Origin of the sequence: Spirillospora sp. CA-294931 (assembly GCF_050946795.1) — a bacterium.
Taxonomy (GTDB): Bacteria; Actinomycetota; Actinomycetes; order Streptosporangiales; family Streptosporangiaceae; genus Spirillospora.
Map to the genome: position 1 here is coordinate 2,418,808 of NZ_CP192006.1, position 18,977 is coordinate 2,437,784.

General features: G+C 69.7%; 15 protein-coding genes. 9 read left to right on the forward strand and 6 right to left on the reverse strand.

What is annotated here, in order from left to right; all coding sequences use genetic code 11:
* Positions 1-102 precede the first annotated feature (102 nt).
* The 7 genes from ACQPY4_RS11195 to ACQPY4_RS11225 all read left to right on the forward strand — a co-directional run bounded on the left by ACQPY4_RS11195 (position 103) and on the right by ACQPY4_RS11225 (position 9,232).
* On the forward strand, positions 103-600 hold the full coding sequence (locus tag ACQPY4_RS11195; RefSeq protein ID WP_433335239.1) for a single-stranded DNA-binding protein: 498 nt from the start codon (positions 103-105) through the stop codon (positions 598-600).
* Positions 601-1,471: 871 nt separating this feature from the next.
* Complete coding sequence (locus tag ACQPY4_RS11200; RefSeq protein ID WP_433335241.1) at positions 1,472-2,761, forward strand: GGDEF domain-containing protein; 1,290 nt, start codon at positions 1,472-1,474, stop codon at positions 2,759-2,761.
* 1,009 nt (positions 2,762-3,770) lie between these two features.
* Positions 3,771-5,435: an energy-dependent translational throttle protein EttA gene (gene ettA / locus ACQPY4_RS11205; protein WP_433335243.1), complete on the forward strand. Its 1,665-nt coding sequence runs from the start codon at positions 3,771-3,773 to the stop codon at positions 5,433-5,435.
* Between the two features lie 132 nt (positions 5,436-5,567).
* Positions 5,568-6,005: an acyl-CoA thioesterase gene (locus ACQPY4_RS11210; protein WP_433335245.1), complete on the forward strand. Its 438-nt coding sequence runs from the start codon at positions 5,568-5,570 to the stop codon at positions 6,003-6,005.
* 673 nt (positions 6,006-6,678) lie between these two features.
* Positions 6,679-7,269 carry a GNAT family N-acetyltransferase gene (locus tag ACQPY4_RS11215; protein WP_433335247.1) on the forward strand — a complete coding sequence of 197 codons (591 nt, stop codon included), beginning with the start codon at positions 6,679-6,681 and terminating at the stop codon, positions 7,267-7,269.
* Positions 7,270-7,464: 195 nt separating this feature from the next.
* On the forward strand, positions 7,465-7,686 hold the full coding sequence (locus tag ACQPY4_RS11220; RefSeq protein WP_433335249.1) for a hypothetical protein: 222 nt from the start codon (positions 7,465-7,467) through the stop codon (positions 7,684-7,686).
* A 127-nt stretch (positions 7,687-7,813) separates the two neighbouring features.
* A complete protein-coding gene (locus ACQPY4_RS11225) occupies positions 7,814-9,232 on the forward strand; it encodes a S28 family serine protease (RefSeq protein WP_433335251.1) in 1,419 nt (472 codons plus the stop codon).
* Positions 9,233-9,285: 53 nt separating this feature from the next.
* Here ACQPY4_RS11225 and ACQPY4_RS11230 read toward each other — a convergent pair whose 3' ends face one another.
* The 4 genes from ACQPY4_RS11230 to ACQPY4_RS11245 form a co-directional block, all read right to left on the reverse strand.
* Positions 9,286-10,857, reverse strand: a complete 1,572-nt coding sequence (locus ACQPY4_RS11230; RefSeq protein WP_433335253.1) for a glycoside hydrolase family 13 protein — start codon at positions 10,855-10,857, stop codon at positions 9,286-9,288.
* 18 nt (positions 10,858-10,875) lie between these two features.
* Entirely contained in the window at positions 10,876-11,247 is a 372-nt protein-coding gene (locus ACQPY4_RS11235) for a globin (RefSeq protein WP_433335255.1), read from the reverse strand.
* A gap of 58 nt (positions 11,248-11,305) precedes the next feature.
* On the reverse strand, positions 11,306-12,352 hold the full coding sequence (locus ACQPY4_RS11240; RefSeq protein ID WP_433335257.1) for a mechanosensitive ion channel family protein: 1,047 nt from the start codon (positions 12,350-12,352) through the stop codon (positions 11,306-11,308).
* A 394-nt stretch (positions 12,353-12,746) separates the two neighbouring features.
* Positions 12,747-13,091, reverse strand: a complete 345-nt coding sequence (locus tag ACQPY4_RS11245) for a hypothetical protein (protein ID WP_433335259.1) — start codon at positions 13,089-13,091, stop codon at positions 12,747-12,749.
* A 467-nt stretch (positions 13,092-13,558) separates the two neighbouring features.
* Between ACQPY4_RS11245 and ACQPY4_RS11250 the strand changes: the two genes are divergently transcribed.
* Entirely contained in the window at positions 13,559-15,130 is a 1,572-nt protein-coding gene (locus ACQPY4_RS11250) for an XRE family transcriptional regulator (protein ID WP_433335261.1), read from the forward strand.
* A gap of 6 nt (positions 15,131-15,136) precedes the next feature.
* Positions 15,137-15,760: a GNAT family N-acetyltransferase gene (locus ACQPY4_RS11255; protein ID WP_433335263.1), complete on the forward strand. Its 624-nt coding sequence runs from the start codon at positions 15,137-15,139 to the stop codon at positions 15,758-15,760.
* 123 nt (positions 15,761-15,883) lie between these two features.
* Here the strand turns inward: ACQPY4_RS11255 and ACQPY4_RS11260 are convergent, their stop codons facing one another.
* Positions 15,884-16,669 (reverse strand): class I SAM-dependent methyltransferase, encoded by a 786-nt coding sequence (locus ACQPY4_RS11260; RefSeq protein ID WP_433335265.1) that lies wholly within the window; start codon positions 16,667-16,669, stop codon positions 15,884-15,886.
* A 79-nt stretch (positions 16,670-16,748) separates the two neighbouring features.
* A complete protein-coding gene (locus ACQPY4_RS11265; protein WP_433335267.1) occupies positions 16,749-18,827 on the reverse strand; it encodes a prolyl oligopeptidase family serine peptidase in 2,079 nt (692 codons plus the stop codon).
* Positions 18,828-18,977 lie beyond the last annotated feature (150 nt).

Sequence of the window (18,977 nt, forward strand, 5' to 3'; positions counted from 1 at the left end):
ACAACCCCAACGCTCCGCTTTCCCTCGCGTGATGGATCGGTCACGCTGGGTGTCCTGCGCGACGCCACGGTGGCGTCCGCAGCGACACGACTCGGAGCAGAGATGAACGAAGCGCAGATCACCGTCTCAGGCTGGGTGGCCGCCGACCCCGACTACATCGTCACGGCCAACGGAACCCCGTTCCTGTCGTTACGACTCGGCTGCACGCCCCGCCGCTACGACCGCCAGACCGGCATGTGGCAGGACATCCAGACCATGTTCATGACAGTCAACTGCTGGCGCGGCCTGGCCGACAACCTCAACGCCTCCGACATCAAACGAGGCCATCCCCTGGTCGTCACGGGCCGCCTCCGCATCCGCCAGTACGAACGCGACGGCCAATGGCTCTTCTCCGCCGAGATCGAGGCCGCCACGGTAGGCCACGACCTCAACCGAGGCACGGCCGACTTCCGTCCCGTCCAACGCGGCGGCGCCCTAAGCGACGAAGACCGCCGCGAGGCCCGCGAAGCCGCCGACCGCTGGGCCCTTACCCCCGACGAATCCGAGCCCCAAACCGTCACCACCGACCAAGACTCACCCCAGGAGGAAAAGGCCGCCTAACCATTGACCCCACGCGCGGCAGGTACGCCCCTCACCCACCCCAACCCCAGTTCCCCCACCCCAAAGCGAGCACCCTCACGGCGTACCTGCCCGCGCCCACCCTCCCCACCACCCCACCACGGATCCCTGCCCACCCTCCCCGCCAACCCGCCAACCCACCACGGATCCCAACGCTGAACCCAGAACCCCGGCGTACCTGGGGCCTTGCGGGAGGACCAATCGGGGGATTGGGCGCCGGGCTCAAGGCGGGCGCTGTGGGAGGGATAGGAATGGACGGACCGACGACGCTCCCGCCTGGGAGCTGCGAGGCGTACCCTCCCCGCGAAGTGATCATGGCGAAGTAGTCATGGCAGTGGGAGGACGGTGGCTGGGGAGGGGGTGTGGTGAATGGGAGTTGCGGGGGGTGTCCGGAACCAGCCAGATTGTAAGGTGCCCCTTACCATTATGGCCTGTGCGCGTACGGTCAGTGACCGTGAGGGTGATATCGGGTGGAGTGGGAGAGTCCCGAAATGGAGGTGGAGAACCTCGAGGTGAAGCTTGATCCCGCTGGTCGGGGGATGGGTAGGCAGGAGCCGCCCCAGTCGCCATGACGGGGTGAGTGTGGCTCTCCTGGGTCCCGCTCGGTGGAGGATGTCGTCGGCGCTGCCGGTCGGCGTCCCCCGTGCCGTCGGGGTTGCGGCCGTCTTAGATCCAGGAAACGCCGCGCATGATGCCTTCCCCCTCTGGGTGTGCTGGGACCGCGAACCCGCTGGTCCCGCGGCGGGTGCCGTGACGGTCACCCACATGTGCGTAATCGAAGGTACCGGTTTCCGGCCCACTCCGCACACGTTGCAATTATCGTGTTACACAACGTGATGCATAGGGGGGAAGGATGACGGCAGTGCAGTCGTCCGCCGAGGACCGTGGTGGGGAGCTGGCGCACAGGCCCCGCCGCCGACGGGTTCCGGGGCGGCCATCCCTGCTCGCGGTCTACGTGTCGGCGGTCGTCGCGGTCCACCTGGCGCTGACCGCGAACGGGCTGCTCAGCACCCCGTTCCGGCTCAATGATCTACTGACTTTTGCCGCTTTGCTGGCCTGCGGCGCGGTCTGCGTTGAGGCGTCCCGGAGGCTCGGGGTGCCCGCCGGTGTCGCTCGCGACCTGCTGTCCGCCTGGTGGCTGCCGGTGGCGCTTCTTCTGCCCCCCGTATATGCGCTGCTGGTGCCAATACCGGTGCAGGTCGTGCTCCAGTTCCGGGTGCGGCGCACGTTGGTGTACCGCCGCGCCATGGTCATGTCCGCGATGGGCCTGGCGGGAGCCTCCGCTTCGGTGGTCTTCCACCTCGTTGTGTCCGAGCCGCTGTCCGGGACGCCCACTTGGGTGGTCGACGGCTACCCGGGCATCCCCGTGGCGATCGGTTGCGCGGCGCTGTTCACCGTCCTCAACACCGCGCTGGTCGCGGTCGCGGCCCACGCCGCCGACCCCGAGAGCCGCTGGCGGGACGTCCTGTGGACCCGAGAGAGCCTTCTGCTCGACGTGGTCGAACTCTGTGTGGGCGTTCTGGTCGCGATCAGCTGCACCCTGAGCTTGGGTCTTCTTCTTCTGGCGCTGCCGCCGGTCGTCCTGCTCCAGCGCAGCCTCATGCACCAGCAACTCCAGGCCGCCGCCCGCACCGACGCCAAGACGGGTCTTCTGAACGCCGCGGCGTGGCAGCGCGAGGCGGATACCGAACTCGCGCGTTCGCACCGAACGCATGATCCGCTGGCTTTGTTGCTCATCGACATCGACCACTTCAAACGCGTCAATGACACGCACGGCCATTTGGTCGGCGATCAGGTTCTCGTCGCAGTCGCCAACACCCTTTGCGGGCAGCTGCGCGACTACGACGTTGTCGGACGCTTCGGCGGTGAGGAGTTCGTCGTCCTGCTCCCGGGTGCCGACACCGTTGAGGCGTGCCGCGTGGCGGAGCGTCTTCGTGGCCGGGTGCGCCGACTGGCCGTCCCCGCCGAGGAGGGCACCGTCACCGTGACCATCTCTGTGGGCGTCGCCCTCTTCAGAATGCACGGAGAAGACCTCATCGAGCTGCTGGCCGCTGCTGACCTCGCCCTCTACCGGGCCAAACAGTCCGGACGTGACCGAGTCTGCCTCCCCGCGATCGAGGCGCCCAAGTCCCCTGAGCCCTAGCCTGCAAACCGCTAGCCCCCCAGCTCGGCGCGTCCGGGGTAGTGGTGGCCACCAAATGACGACGGTGAGGAGGCCCCGCCACCCGGCTCGACCATTCGCCCCCACGCCGCCCCACGCCGCCCCGCGCCGGGCCATGCCGTCCCGGGCGGCGCCGTGCCGTGCCGTGCCGTGCCGGGCCGTGCCGTGCCGGGCCGTGCCGCGCCGTCCCATGCCGCGCCGTCCCGGGCGGCGCCGGGCCGCGCCGGGCCATGCCGTCCCGGGCGGCGCCGTGCCGTGCCGTGCCGGGCCGCGCCGGGCCGGGCCGTCCCGTCCCGGGCCGCGCTGGGCCATGCCGTCCCGGGCCGCGCTGGGCCATGCCGTCCCGGGCGGCGCCGGGCCGTGCCGCGCTGTCCCGTGCCGCGCCGTCCCGTGCCGCGCCGTCCCGGGCCGGGCCGGGCTGTGCCGGGCTGTGCCGGGCCGGGCTGTGCCGCGCCGGGCCGCGCCGGGCCGGGCCGGGCCGTCCCGTCCCGGGCCGCGCTGGGCCATGCCGTCCCGGGCCGCGCTGGGCCATGCCGTCCCGGGCGGCGCCGGGCCGTGCCGCGCTGTCCCGGGCGGCGCCGTCCCGTGCCGCGCCGTCCCGTGCCGCGCCGTCCCGTGCCGCGCCGTCCCGGGCCGGGCCGGGCTGTGCCGGGCCGGGCTGTGCCGCGCCGGGCCGCGCCGGGCCGCGCCGGGCCGCGCCGTCCCGTTCCGGGCCGCGCTGGGCCATGCCGTGCCGGGTCGGGTCGGGGCGCGGCTTGGCCAAGTGCTCGCGTCTGGGGTGGGGCACGGTGTGTGGTTGGGGGGGCGCACTTATCTGCGGGGCTGGGGGGTGATTGAGGGGCGGGTGTGTTTGGTGGGTGGACGTGGGGTGGGCTTTGGGGGTGGGCGATCTTGGGGGTTGCGGGATCGGGAGAGGGCTTTTCGGGGTGGGGTTTGGGGGGTAGAGGCGGGTGCGACGAAATGGTGTCCGGGACCCCCTAGGCTTGAGGATATGGCGGAGTACATCTATACGTTCCAGCGCGTGCGCAAGGCGCACGGTGACAAGACCATTCTTGATGACGTCACCATGAGCTTCCTGCCCGGGGCGAAGATCGGTGTCCTGGGCCCGAACGGCATGGGCAAGTCGACGCTGCTGCGGATGATGGCCGGGCTGGAGCAGCCCTCCAACGGCGATGCCCGCCTGATGCCGGGGTTCACGGTGGGGATGCTCCAGCAGGAGCCCCCGTTGAACGAGGACAAGACGGTTCTCGGGAACGTCGAGGAGGGCGTGGCCGAGACCAAGGCGATGGTCGATCGGTTCAACGAGATCGCCGAGAAGATGGCGACCGACTACTCCGATGAGCTGATGGAGGAGATGGGCAAGCTGCAGGAGCAGCTCGACCATCGCAACGCGTGGGACCTGGAGAGCCAGCTTGAGCAGGCGATGGACGCCCTGCGCTGTCCTCCGGGCGACTACCCCGTTGCCAACCTTTCCGGTGGTGAGCGACGCCGGGTCGCGCTGTGCAAGCTGTTGTTGGAGCACCCCGACCTGCTGCTGCTGGACGAGCCCACCAACCACCTGGACGCGGAGAGCGTCCAGTGGCTGGAGCAGTTCCTGGAGAAGTACGAGGGGACGGTCCTGGCCGTCACGCACGACCGGTACTTCCTTGACAACGTGGCCGGGTGGATCTGCGAGGTCGACCGCGGACGGCTCTTCCCCTACGAGGGCAACTACTCGACCTACCTGGAGAAGAAGGCCGAGCGGCTCAAGGTCGAGGGCAACAAGGACGCCAAGCGCAAGAAGCGCCTGGAGGACGAGCTCGAATGGGTCCGCTCCAACCCCAAGGCGCGGCAGACCAAGAGCAAGGCGCGTCTGGCCCGGTACGAGGAGATGGCGTCCGAGGCCGCCAAGACCCGCAAGCTGGACTTCGAGGAGATCCAGATCCCGCCGGGTCCGCGCCTGGGCAGCACCGTGATCGTGGCCGACGGCGTCACCAAGGGGTTCGACGACCGGCTGCTCATGGAGAACCTGACGTTCAACCTGCCGCCCAACGGCATCGTCGGTGTGATCGGCCCGAACGGTGTCGGTAAGACGACGCTGTTCCGGATGATCGTGGGCGAGGAGCGGGCCGACTCCGGCGAGCTCAAGGTCGGCGACACGGTGCAGATCTCCTACGTCGACCAGGGACGCGGGGGGATCGACCCGAAGAAGAACGTGTGGCAGGTCGTCTCGGACGGGCTCGACCACATCAAGGTCGGCCAGGTCGAGATGCCGTCGCGGGCGTATGTCGCGGCGTTCGGGTTCAAGGGGCCCGACCAGCAGAAGGCGGCCGGGGTGCTGTCCGGCGGTGAGCGCAACCGGCTGAACCTGGCGCTGACGCTCAAGCAGGGCGGCAACGTGCTTCTGCTGGACGAGCCGACGAACGACCTCGACACCGAGACGCTGTCCAGCCTGGAGAACGCGCTGCTGGAGTTCCCCGGCTGCGCCGTGATCACCTCGCACGACCGGTGGTTCCTCGACCGCATCGCCACGCACATCCTGGCCTGGGAAGAGGGCTCGAACTGGTTCTGGTTCGAGGGCAACTTCGCCGACTACGAGAAGAACAAGATCGAACGCCTGGGTGCCGACGCGGCGCGTCCGCATCGGGTGACGCACCGTAAGCTCACGCGCGACTGATCTTTGGACGGGCCGCATGGGGGCCCGTCCTCCCCAGAACGTCCGCGGCCTCCGGGTCGCGGACGTTCTGGGTGATCGGGCCGGACGGGTAACATCGGCCTGATCGTTCCCCCTAAGCCCCCAGGTGAGTGCATGTCAGACAGCGCGCGACCCGCGTCCGAGTACCGGCATGTCTACGAGTTCAATCTCCGCTTCGGCGACATCGACTCGCAGGGGCACGTGAACAACGTGAAGTTCCTGGGGTACCTGGAGGACGCTCGGCTGGAGATGTTCCACGGCGACCCCGTACGCAAGGGTGACGAGCCGGTGCGGGGGCTGGTGATCTCCCGGCACGAGATCGACTACCGGCGTCCGCTGATGCCGACCGTGTACCCGGTGCGGGTGGAAACGTGGGTCACCGAAGCGCGCGCGGCCTCGTTCAAGCTCGCCTACGAGGTGCGGGACGACGATCACGTCTACGCCGAGGCGACCTCGACACTGGTCGCCTTCAACGTCGAGACGGGACGCCTGCGCCGTTTCACCCCCGCCGAGCTGGAGTTGATCGGACGGTACACGGAACCGTCGGCATGACGACCGCAGGCGCGGGGCGTCGCGCGCAGGTGGCGGGGCGCCCGCGTGGCCGGGCCCCTGCTGCGCGGAGGCCGCGCCGTCCGGACGTCGGTCGGCGGGGTGGTGTTGAACGTCGCATGCCGGGCGGCGCGGCGTGCGGGCTGCTTGTCGCTGGAAGCGGGGGCGTCGCCGTCGCGCCTGGGCCGGGGTGCGCGGCCGGACTGGAGGCGTGGGGGTGCGGGCCGTCCGGCCGTTGGTTGGCGGATGGACGTCCTATGCCGGGCGGCGTGCTGTGCGGGCTCCTCGTCGCCGGAATGTGGGGCCGTCGCCGTCGTGCTTGGGCCAGTGGTGTGCGGCCGGGCTGGAGGCGTTGTGTCTTGCCGTCCGGTTGGCGGGCGGGCGTCGCAGGTCGGGCGGCGTGGCTTGCGGGCTTCTCGGCGCCGGCGTTTGGGGCGTCGCCGTCGTGCCTGGGGCCGGGCTGGAGGTGTCGCTCCGCCGTCCGGGCGTCTACGTCGTGGACGGGCTGCTCGTTGCTGGAGCGCGTCGCTGTCGCGCCTGGGGCGGGGTGCGTGGTCGGGTGGGGCGCTGGCATGAGCGGTGACGGTGTGCTTGAGGGCGATCGGGCGCGGGGGCGTTGGGTGGATGGGCGCTTCGGTGGGCTGGTGGCTGGGGTCGTTTGCTCGGACGGGTTGAGATGACGGCTGTTTCGCCTTGGGGCGTCGCGCGTGGGGTGCGGGTGGCGTTGCGGCCCGTGCGGGTCGAGGACGCCGAGACGCTGGCCGAGTTGAGTCGCGACAACCGTGATCATCTGCGGCCCTGGGAGCCGGAGCGCGAGGAGGCCTATTACACCGTCCGGGGACAGCGCGAGAACCTCTATGGGCTGGTCAGCGCCCTGGCGCTGGGGGAGATGTGGCCCGGGGTGATCCTGGTGGACGGCGAGGTCGCCGGGCGGATCACGCTCAACAACATCCTGCGCGGCCCGCTGCAGAGTTGTTTCGTGGGGTATTGGGTGGCGCGTTCCCGGACGGGACGAGGTGTCGCGAGCGAGGCTGTCCGGCAGGCTCTCGATGTGGCATTCGGGGAGCTGGGGCTGCATCGGGTGGAGGCGTTCACCCGGGTCGACAATCACGCGTCCCAGCGGGTGCTGGCGCGTAACGGGTTCACGGTGGTGGGTGTGGCGCGGCGGCATATCCATGTGGACGGGCGCTGGCACGATGAGCGGCTCTTCGAGCGGCTCGCGCCGTGGGACGACGGGGTCGCGCTTCATCCGCCCGGCCTTTTCTGATGCCTTTGCCGGTGGCAACCCTTTTCGTCGGAGCCTTCGCCGAGGGTGATTAGCGCCATGGGTGAACGGGTGAAACCCCCTTGGGAAAGATGGGTGTTTGCTGGAAAAGTTCCTCGTCCGGCCCGGTAAGGGCGGGATAACGATCAGTAATTCGGGGGATCGAAATAGGGAGAGTGTTCCCTTTCGAGGTGAGTGATGTCCCCCTATCTCGCTGCCTGGATCTTCTGGATTCTGATGTTCTTCGTCATCGAGCTGCCCGCGGCCTTCAACCGGCAGCCGGGCGACACCCTGTCCGAGCTGGTCTGGCGCGTGTTCGCGATCCGCGGCAAGCCGTTCGGCTGGCAGCTGCGCAGGCTGGCCCTGGTCGTCGGGCTCGGCTGGCTGGTCGCCCACTTCGTGACGGGTGGGGCCGTCTGACGGCATGTCCCTCCGACAACCGACCTGTCACGGATGAGTAACAAGCACCGCCGTATTCCGTTTTGACCCCACTTTTCCCTCTAGGGTCACCACGCGGTTTGTGGTGATCCCACGTGAAGGGGGAAGGATGCGGCGCGTTACTCAGGGGGCACTGGCCCTGCTGCTCGCTGCCGGCGTGACGGGGACGGCTGTCTCGGCGGTGCAGGCGGTGCAGACCGGCGCCCCGGCCCAGGCCGGCGATGTCGCCGTCGAGCTGAAGAAGATCCGTGGCCTGACGGTGGAGGAGAAGACCTCGAATCTGCCCGGCTACCGCTGGTTCTGGTTGAAGTACAAGCAGCCGGTCGACCACCGGCGTCCGAACGGCCAGTGGTTCGAGCAGCGGATCATGCTCCAGCACAAGGCCGAGAGCCGTCCGATGGTGCTCTACACCAGCGGGTACCACACTCCCGAGACCATGTTCAGGTCCGAGCCGACGGCGCTGGTCGACGGCAACCAGGTCTCGGTCGAGTACCGCTACTTCAGCCCGTCCCGGCCCGTGCCGACGGACTGGAAGAAGGACACGATCTGGCAGGCCGCCACCGACGAGCACCGGATCATCCGGGAGCTCAAGCGGATCTACAAGGCGAAGTGGATCTCCACGGGGGCCAGCAAGGGCGGCATGACGGCCGTCTATCACAAGCGCTTCTACCCGCGTGACGTGGACGGCAGCGTCGTCTACGTGGCGCCGAACAACGTCAACGACCGCGAGGACTCGGCCTACGACCGGTTCTTCGCCTCGGTCGGCTCGGACGCCAAGTGCCGCGCGCAGCTCAAGGACGTCGCCCGCGAGTTCCTCAAGCGGCGGCCCGCGATGCTCAAGCGCTTCGAGGCCGACGCGGCCAAGAACGGCTGGACGTTCAAGTACCTGCGTTCCATGGACCGCGCGTTCGAGAACTCGGTCATGGACTACGAGTGGGGCTTCTGGCAGTACAAGCTCCAGTCGGACTGCGGCACCGTCCCGGCGGTGAAGGCGTCCGACGACGAGCTCTACAAGAGCCTGGACGAGATCGCCGGCCTGTCGTTCTACACCGACCAGGGCCTTGACCCGTACCTGCCGTACTACTACCAGGCGGGCTACGAGCTGGGTGCGCCGAACCCCAAGTTCAAGCACCTGCGCCCCTACCTCCGGTACGAGAGCACCTACAACAACGCGCGCGCGTACCTTCCCTCGTCCATCCCAGTGAAGTGGGACGGCGGCAAGGCGATGCGTGACATCGACAAGTGGGTCCGTACCAAGGGCACCGGCCTGATGTTCATCTACGGGGCCAACGACCCGTGGCGCGCCGAGCCGTTCCGCCTCGGCAAGGGCTCCCGCGACTCGTACTACTACGTCGCGCCGGGCATGAACCACAGCGGCCGACTGATCGACAAGCTGCCCGCCGAGCACAAGAGCAAGGCGATCGCCGACCTCCTGCGCTGGGCGAACGTGTCCTCCACGGCGCGGACGCGTTCGACCGTCCCGTCGGACGCGGTCGACCCGCTCCAGCTTGAGCGTCCGAAGCTCTGACGTTCTGATCGCTGATCTCGCGGCGTGTCACCCGTATGGGGGCACGCCGCGAGTCATTGGACGACCCAAGCGGCGGTATTGCCCGGAAGCAGGTCCCCGTAGCAGGGGCCACTGGCGAGCAGCACGGTGCCGGTCGGGAGCCGGACGGGGTTGTCCCCGCAGTTAAGGGCACAGGTGAGCGGCCCCCGCTGGAAGAACACGGCCGGTTCGGGGGACTCCAGCCATTCCAGTGCCTCCGGCAACTGCGGGAGCAGGCGGAGACGCTCCGCCAGTGCACGCCGGTAGAACGACAGGGTCGAATCCGGGTCCGAGGCTTGGGCCTCGGCAGTGTAGGACGCCCAGTCCCGAGGCATCGGCAGCCACGGCTTGGCGCCGTTGGGGGAGAACCCATACGGCTCGTGGTCTCCGGCCCAGGGCAGGGGGACGCGGCACCCGTCACGGCCCACCTGGGTGCCGCCGCTGCGCGACCAGATCGGGTCCTGGCGGGCGGCGTCGGGGATGTCGGTCACCTCGGGGAGGCCGAATTCCTCGCCCTGGTAGAGGTAGGCCGACCCGGGAAGCGCCAGAAGGAACAGCAGCGCCGCCTTGGCGCGCGCCAGGCCGATCCCCAGGACTCCTGCGGGCTGCTCGTACCGGGTGACGTGACGGACGGAGTCGTGGCTCGACAGCACCCACGTGGGCGCCGAGCCGGTCGGGGCGATGGCCTTGAGCGCGGTCGTCACGGTCTCGCGGAACGCGGACGCCGACCAGGGCGCCAACTGGAGATCGAACTGGAAGACCTGGTGCAGTTCGTCCGGGCGCAGGTACAGCGCCAGGTCGTCGGGGCTGTCGGTCCAGACCTCGCCGATCGCCATCCGTTCGCCCTCGTAGCCGTCCAGGATCGCGCGCCACTCCCGGTAGAGCCGGTGGACCTCGGGACGGCTGAAGATCGGGCCGTTCACCACCCGCCTGCTGCGTCCCGCCAGGTCGGTGAACTCGGCGTCCTTGAACAGCCCGGCGGCGACGTCGATGCGGAACCCGTCCACCCCGCGGTCGAGCCAGAAGCGCAGGATGTCGGCGAACTCCTGCCGCACCTCGGGGTGGCGCCAGTTCAGGTCGGGCTGCTCGGGCGCGTAGAGGTGCAGGTACCAGTCGCCGTCCGGCAGCCGCGACCAGGCCGGGCCGCCGAATGCCGACGGCCAGTCGTTGGGCGGGTCCTCCCGCTCGCCGTCCAGCGGTTTGCCCGGACGGAACAGGTAGCGGTCACGCGCGGGCGACCCCGGGGGCGAGGCCAGCGCTTCCTGGAACCAGGGGTGCCGGTCGGAGGTGTGGTTCGGGACGATGTCGACGATCAGCCGGAGCCCCTGGGCGTGGACGCCCTCCACCAGCGCGTCGAAGTCGTCCAGCGTGCCGAACCGGGGATCGACGTCGCGGTAGTCGGCGACGTCGTAGCCGCCGTCGGCCAGCGGCGACGGGTAGAACGGGGTGAGCCACAGGGCGTCCACGCCGAGGTCGCGCAGATGACCCAGGCGCGAGCGGATTCCCTGAAGGTCTCCTTCGCCGTCCCCGTTGGAGTCGGCGAAGCTGCGGACGTACACCTCGTAGACGACGGCATCGCGCCACCAAGCCGGGGGAATTCGCGTCATACACCGCGATCTACCCGCTTAGGTGGGGGCATTCACCATGCTCTGGGCGGCCATCGTGAAGTAGTCCCAGAGCATTTTCTCCAGTTGCTCGGGAAGCTCCAGCTCGTCCACGGCCTCGCGCATGTGCAGCAGCCAGGCGTCGCGCTCGGCCTCGCCGATCACGAAGGGATTGTGCCGCATGCGCAACCGGGGATGGCCGCGCTCCTGGCTGTAGGTGTTGGGCCCGCCCCAATACTGGATGAGGAAGAGCCGGAGCCGGTCTTCGGCCGGACCCAGGTCTTCTTCGGGGTAGAGCGGACGGAGCAGGGGGTCGGCCGCGACTCCCTCGTAGAAACGGTGGACCAGACGCCGGAACGTCTCTTCGCCGCCTACCGCCTCATAAAACGTCACCTGTTGCGCCATAGCGATCCCCACCCTATGCGAGCGGAACCCGCCCCGCGCACCTTGATCAACCGGCCGTCGCGGGGGTGGCGACCGTCACACCCGCCTGGTCGAACGCCTTCTTCACACGTTCGCGCAGCTCGCGCGCAACATCGGCCTGGCGTCCCGGCGCGGTCTTGAGCACGATCCGCACGATCACCGCGTCGCCCGCCAGCGCCTGGACGCCCCAGACCGAGGGCTCCTCCAGGATGAGCTCTTCCCAGGTGGGGTTGCTCGCCAGCTCGTTGGCCGTCGCCTGGAGGATCTCCCTGACCTTCTCGACGTCCTCGTCGATCTCGACCGGGATGTCGAGGACGGCGCGTCCCCAGTTCTGCGACTCGTTGCCGACCTTCTTGATCTCGCCGTTGGGGACGTACCAGACCACGCCGTTGACGTCCCGCATCCGGGTGACCCGCAGCGTCACCGCCTCGACCGTGCCCTTGGCGCTGCCCACGTCGATCACGTCGCCGACGCCGTACTGGTCTTCGAGCAGCATGAACATTCCGGCCAGGAAGTCCTTGACGATGTTCTGCGCGCCGAAGCCCACCGCCATGCCGATCACGGTCGCGCTGGCCAGGATGGGCGTGAGGTTCAGCCCGAGCTGCCCGAGGATCGTGAACAGCGCCGTCGCGAAGATCACCATCGAGGCGATGCTGCTCAGCACCGTCCCGAGCGTCTTGGCCCGGTTCGCGCGCCGCTGGTTGAGCAGTGCCGGGCTGCCGTCGAAGACCGTCCGCGTCCGCTCGCGGACCTTCTCCGACATCGTCCCCTCGGCCATCCGCACCGTGATCTGACTGATCATCCGATGCGCGATCCTGCGGGCGAGGAACGCCACCAGGAAGACCACGATGATCACGAACAGGGTGTTGATCGGAGCGTCGAGCCAGGTGCCGAAGAACCGGGTGAAGTCTTCGTTGTGGGAGACGTTCCACACCACCCGGCACGCCGCGCTCGGGTCCTTCGGCGCGACCTTGGGGTCGGTGGAGTTGCACGCGACCTCGGGCGTGACGTCGCTCGTCTCCCAGGGCAGCGCGGAGCCGCCCGCGAGCGTGAGGGCTGCGAGGGTGAGTGACATGGAAACAGACCCTCCCCGGCCGGTTGTGGGTATCGCGTCACTTCGCCGTGGACCTGCGGCGGTACGAGCCGATCGTAGGGGACGGTGACGACCGTTTCGTACAACGCAGGACGAGTGGCGATACCCGGCCGGGAAGGGCCGCCTGAGAGCCCTGAGCCCACCCGGACCAGCGGTGCCTCGGTTGAGGCGCTGGCCCGGCTGGGCTTGGTTGGGCCTCAGCCTGAGCGGTGCCCGAGGGGGATCTTGTTTCGGGGACGGGGGCTGAGCGGTGGTGGGTTCGTGTCCAGGCTTGGGCCTTCTTCAGATGTTGGGGCGAGGTGGGCCGGGGGTGTGTCCCGCGGGCTCGGCGGCTGCCGCGCCGGTTCGGCCGCGAGACCGCGGGACACACCCGGACCTAGGGGTGACCGTGCTGCCATTCCCAGGACGGGGTGCGGACGCTGGAGGCGCCGTCGCCGCCGACGGGGTGGAGGGGCTGGAGGACGTGCGCGAGCTTGAGCGCGGCTCCTCTCGGGTCGTCGACCCGGTGGAGACGCTCGCCCCAGGACCACCAGTAGTAGTGGTCGTGGGATTCGGGGGCCGGAGCGCAGGTCACGTCCTCCGCGAGGCTGGCGGCCTCGGGATTGACGACCCTGAGGAAGGCCGGACCTGAGCGCGTTCGCACCACACGCGCGACGAGCCCGCGCGTGTCGAGCTCATGTACCAGCCTCTCGAGGTAGCCGACGCGTCTGTCGCTGACCACCTGCGCACCCCCTCCGTCGATCGGGCTCCGGGGACTGCCCCCCGGTCGCCGTCTGTGATCGAACTCTCCGAAGCCGTGCTGTTACTCGCGGCGAGAATTGCAACTCTCACGGGGTCGGGTCAAGAGGGCGCCTGCCGGGGAAGTACGTGTTTTCACCACCGTGGGGGAAGGTTCACCCCTCTCCGGAGGAAGATTCTCTACCCGGGGTTTGAAGGGGCCACCCGGAGCGCGTGCTTTCGCGAGAATAGCTTGGCCTGCCCCGTTGCGGGAGTTACGCTGCGTGCGCGAGAGATTATCTGTCGTGGCCATTTGAAACCCGGTCGCCGTGATCGAAGGCAGTCCCTTCCGGGGGACGGTCATCGGGCTCAGCGGTGAGGAGGCCGGAAACGATGTCGGACCCCCCTCCGAAAGAGACGGACATAGCGCGCAAAATTCGCGCGCATGGGCTGGCTCGAGGGCGTTGCCCGGTGGAGATCGCACAAGAGATCCACAATCAGTGCGGGCCGCTGTTCGGCACGAGCCAGGTCAAGGCGCACCGCCTTTCGCACGGCGTCGCCCTTTCCGACATCGTCGCCCAGGTGAGGGCCCTCTACGAGGTGGACGGCAAGCCGGCTCCCCGGCTGGGGGAGACGCTGCTGTCGGCCTACGAGAGCGGCTACAAGCGTCCCGGGCCCGAGTACCTGCACTACCTGTGCGCCGTCTACCGGGTCGAACCCGACGAGCTCGGCTTCACGAGCCCGTGCATCTGCGGCCGCGGACACGCGGTCCGTCCGGGAGCGGCGACTGCCCCGCCCCACCGGACGGCCGAACGCCGTGACGAACCCGACGCGCTGATCGGGTCGGTCGTCATCCCCCGACCCGACGACCGCCGCTGGATATCAGTCAACGAACACCGTGGACCTGACCGCGCCGAAGGTCCCGTATCGATGGATGTGGGAGAGGAGGACATCGTGCTTCGTAGAACCCTTCTGCAACTTCTGGCCGGAGCGGGCGTGGCGCTCGACGGACAGTTCCTTGGTGCCGTCGACAATCTTCGTCGCAAGATGGACGACACGCTGGTCAACGCGACCGTTTCACCGACCATGCTCGACCAGTGGGAAGAGACCACGGCCGGCTACGGGCAGCTGTACCAGGCGACGCCGTCCCTGCGGATGCTCTGCGACGTTCTGCTGGACTTCAGCGAGGTCCGGCGCATGTGCGACAAGCGGCAGCCCGTCGACCTGCAGGAGCGCCTGTGCCGTCTGGCCGCGCAGCTGTCCGGCCTGTCGGGCCTCATCATGATCAATCTGGGCGACCACCGGCTGGCCCGGTCGTTCTTCCGCACCGCGCGGACGGCCGCCGACGAGACCGGCGACCGTCACCTGCGGGCGTGGGTCACCGTGCGCGAGGCCGTCCTGCCGATGTACTACGGCGACCCGCGCGAGGCGCTGCACCTGGCCCGCAAGGCGCAGGACCTGGCCGGACGCAACCCGAGCGTGGCCGCGGCCATGGCGCCCGCCGTCGAGGCGCGCGCGCTCGGCCAGCTGGCCCTGCGCGGACGCGGCGACGCCGGGCCGAGCGCCCGCCGGGCCCTGGTCCGCGGTCGCGCGGTCTTCGACCAGCTGTCCAACGAGAAGACGGGAGATCTGGTCTTCGGGTTCACCGAGCGCCAGATGACCTTCTACGAGGGCGACACCTTCACCAACCTGGGCGACCACAAGCACGGCGACGAGGCGCTGAGCCGGGCGCTGACGCTCTACTCGCCCACCGACCGGGTCGACCTCACGCTGGTCCGGCTCGACCGGGCGACCTGCCAGCTGCACGCGGGCCACCCCGACGCCGCGTTGCAGGCCGGGCAGGACGCCATCCTCGACCTGCCCACCGAGCACCGCTCGGCGATCCTGGTCCACCGCGCCCGCCAGCTCGGCGCCGCGGTGAACGCCAGGTGCGGCGAGATACCGGCGCTCAAGGACTTCTACGAGGCTCTGTCGGGCCCGACGGTGACGAGTCCGACCACGGAGCCGCCCCCGGCGGCGGTGCCTCGCTCAGAGCAGGTCTGACGCGTCATGGAAGCGCATCAGGGCGTTCCGCACGAACCGGAGAAGGCCCGAGCCATACGGGGGCTGGTTCGGGTGCAGGAGACGCCTCCTGTGTGGTGCTTCGGCGAGCTGCGGCTGCGGCGTTACGAGTCGGCCGACCACGACACCGTCCTCGCTCTGCACAGGGACGGCCTGGCCCGGGTGGGCTTGCGTCCCGGGGACGGCGTCTATTACGAGCACGACTTCTTCAAGATGGACGACCTCTACCTCTCGGGCGGCGGTGAGTTCCTCGTCGGCGAGGTGGACGGGCGCATCGTCGCCATGGGCGGCCTCCGGCGGGCCGACCTGATATCTGGCGGCAGCGGTGGCGCGCGCGCGTTCGGCGCGTCCACCACCGAGGCCCCGCTGGACGCGGTCGAGATGGTGCGGCTGCGCGTCCATCCCGACGTGCAGCGCCGGGGATACGGGGCGGCCGTCGTCCAGGCCCTGGAGGAACGGGCCGTCGAGTACGGGTACCGGGTACTGCGGGCCGACACGACCGAGTTCCAGGAGCCCGCGCTGCGGCTCTACCGTCGATTCGGCTGGACGGAGGTGCGGCGCGAGGTGATCGGCGGAATCGTCAACATCTACATCGAGAAACCGTTGCGCTGAGGCCGTCGTCGCCCGAGCCGCGACGGCCTCGCACCGGCGGCGCGGCCCGGTGCGAGGCCGCCGCGGCTCGGGAGCCTCGGCGGAGCCCTGGTGCTGCCCCCATACCTGCCCGCCCCCGGCGGGTCAGGGTTTTCCGGCTCCGACGATCTGCATCGCCGGGAACCGGCGCTGCCGGAGGTCGGTGAGGCCCCGGTCGGTCAGGGCGCGGGTGACCTCCCGGTCGCCGAACATCGATACCCCCGACAGCTTCCCGAACACCTCGGCGCCCTCGCGGATCACCGGAAGGCCCGGACGCCGGGTGGTCAGGATGATCAGCCGTCCGCCCGGCCTGAGCACCCTGACCATGCTGTCGACGGCCGCCCAGGGGTCGTCGAACAGGTACAGCGCGCCGAAGCAGCACACGGCGTCGAACGCGTCGTCCTCGAACGGGAGCTGGACGGCGTTGCCCCGCACATAGCCGACGGGCTCGTCGGCCCGGCTGTCGGCGACGGCGCGGGCCAGCATGCCCGGCGCGGCGTCCAGCCCGACGACCAGGCCCTTCTCGCCCACCCCGGCGGCCAGGCCCCGGGTGACGTTGCCGGGGCCGCAGGCCACGTCCAGCACGGTGGCGTCCGGCTTGCCGGAGTCGCGCGGCTGCCCGAGGCCGAGCCAGTCGCGGGCCAGCCGCTGCTCACCGGCGGTGTCGGGCCCGACCGGCCAGCCCTTCATCAGGTTGAACCCGACCGGACGCCACACGCGCTCGTAGATCTGCGGCAGGAACGTCGACTGCATCGTGCGCTGCGCGATGGTCGGCGGCGGCTCGTCCGCCGGGCCGAGCAGGTCGAGATAGCCGCGCTCGTCGTTCACGGCCGACGGCGGGGACGCCAGCAGCCCCAGAATCCGCTCCCGGACGGTGGGATTCGTCGCCATCGAGGAAGTCACTCCCTAATTCGAGCACATGTCAATAGATTTGGCGGTTCGGATGGGTTTGATGTGATGTAGCCCACGGTCACTCCAGGTGGAGGCCGGTCATGGCCGCCAGGAACGACAGCGTGTCGGTCATCAGCTCCACCGAGCGGCTGACCGACCGCGCCGAATGGCCCACCTCGGCCTCGCTCCGCAGCAGGACGGGGTCGTCGGAGGCCGTCGCCGCCTGGAGCGCCGCGCACATCTTGCGGGCGTGCAGCGGATCGACCCGGGTGTCGCTGTCGAACACCGTGAACAGCGTCGCGGGATACCGGGTGCCCTCGCGGACGTGGTGGTACGGCGAGTACGACAGGAGCCACTCCAGCTCTTCCGGGTTATCGGCGCTCCCGTATTCGTCGTTCCAGGTCTGACCGAGCCCGAACTTCTCGTACCGCACCATGTCGAGCAGCGGCGCCGAGCACACCACCGCGCGGTACAGCTCGGGACGCTGCGTCATCGCCGCCCCCACCAGCAGCCCCCCGTTGGAGCCGCCCGAGATCGCGAGCTGCTCGGACGTCGTCAGCCCGTCGGCGATCAGCCGCTCCGCCGCCGCGTGGAAGTCGTCGAACACGTTCTGCTTGCGCTCGCGCATGCCCGCGCGGTGCCACTCCTCGCCCTCCTCGGACCCGCCGCGCAGGTTGGCGACCGCGTACACACCGCCCGCCTCCACCCAGGCCAGGATGCTCGCCGAGTAGGACGGCGTCAGCGGCACATTGAAGCCGCCGTACCCGTAAAGGATGGTGGGACGCGGCCCGGTCGAGCCCGGACGCGAGATCACCAGCATCCGCACCGGCGTCCCGTCCAGCGACTCGTAGGTCACCTGGCGGGTGTCGAGGTCGGGGACCTCCACGGTGCCCGGCGCCGACGCCCACAGCGAGGTCTCGCCGGTCCGCGCGTCGAAGCGCAGCACCGACGACGGCGTGACGTTGTCGGTGTAGCCGAACCACACCTCGTGACCCCCCTCGGGACGCTCGACCAGCCCGCCGATCGAGCCCAGCCCCGGCGTCGGCACCTCGCCGACCCGCTCGCCCGTCGCCAGGTCATGGACGGTGATCTCGCTGATCGCATGGCGCGTCCAGCCGGCCAGCAGGAGCGGGCGGTCGAGATCGTCCAGGATCGCGAAGTCGCTCAGCACGGCCTCGTCGTCCTGCGGGATCAGGTCGCGCCAGCCGCCCTTGTGCAGTGCGGCGGGATCGGCCACGCACAGCCGCGAGCGCGGCGCGTCCAGGTCGGTGAACACATAGGCGCGGCCGTCGCGGCCCACGTGGACGCCCGTCTCGGCGTCCACGCCCTCCTGGACGACCCGCAGCTCGGGACGCTCGACGGGCCCGGCCGTCAGATCGGCGATCCACAGGTCGTTGCGCGGCGCCGTCCCCTGCGAGGCCGAGATCGTCAGCCAGCGGCCGTCCCGGCTCACGCCGACCCCGTAATAGTTGGTCTTCTCGCGGCCGTCGCCGAAGATCAGCACATCGTCGGTGTCGGGGTCGGTTCCCACCCGGTGCAGATACACCCGGCGGTGGTACTGGTCCTCACCCGCCGGCACCTCCGTCGCGGGCAGCCGCCGGACGTAGTAGTACGCCTCGCCCCCGAGGAGCCAGGCAATGGACGAATAGCGGCTGCGGTCGATCGGCCCCTCGACCAGCTCGCCCGTGGCGGCGTCCATGACGTAAAGGAGCGACTCCTCGTCACCGCCGTGCGACACCTTGTAGCTCAGCAGCCGCCCCTCCTTGTCGGGCTGCCAGCCGTCCAGGGTCGTGGTGCCGTCGGGGTCCAGCGCCATCGGGTCGACCAGCGCCCGCTCGGTGCCGTCCGGGTCGACGGTGTAAAGGACGGGATGCTCCTGCTCGGCCATCCGCCGGGTGAAGAAGCGCCGCTCGCCGCGCCAGATCGGCGACCCGACGCTGCCCGAGGCCAGCAGCTCGCCCAGGCGCTTGCGCAGCCGCTCGCGTCCGGGCAGGCCGTCGACCGTCCGGTGGAAGAGCTCGTCCTGCGCGGCCAGCCACGCCCCGGTGTCGGCGCTGTCGCGGCCTTCCAGCCAGCGGAACGGGTCGGCGACCTGATGTCCGTGGAGGGTCTCCACCAGGTCCTGGCGCTGGGCGGGCGGATACGACGGTCGGCTCATGATCTGAACTGTATTCATTCGCCGCACCGCCACGCCCCGCGAGGTCAACAACGGGCAGGGGCGGGTCCGGCGTCGCCCGTCACCACGTGTGGCGAGATGAATGCGCAGGTCATCTTCGGTAGTAGTGGCTGGGTCGAGACAGCTCTTCCA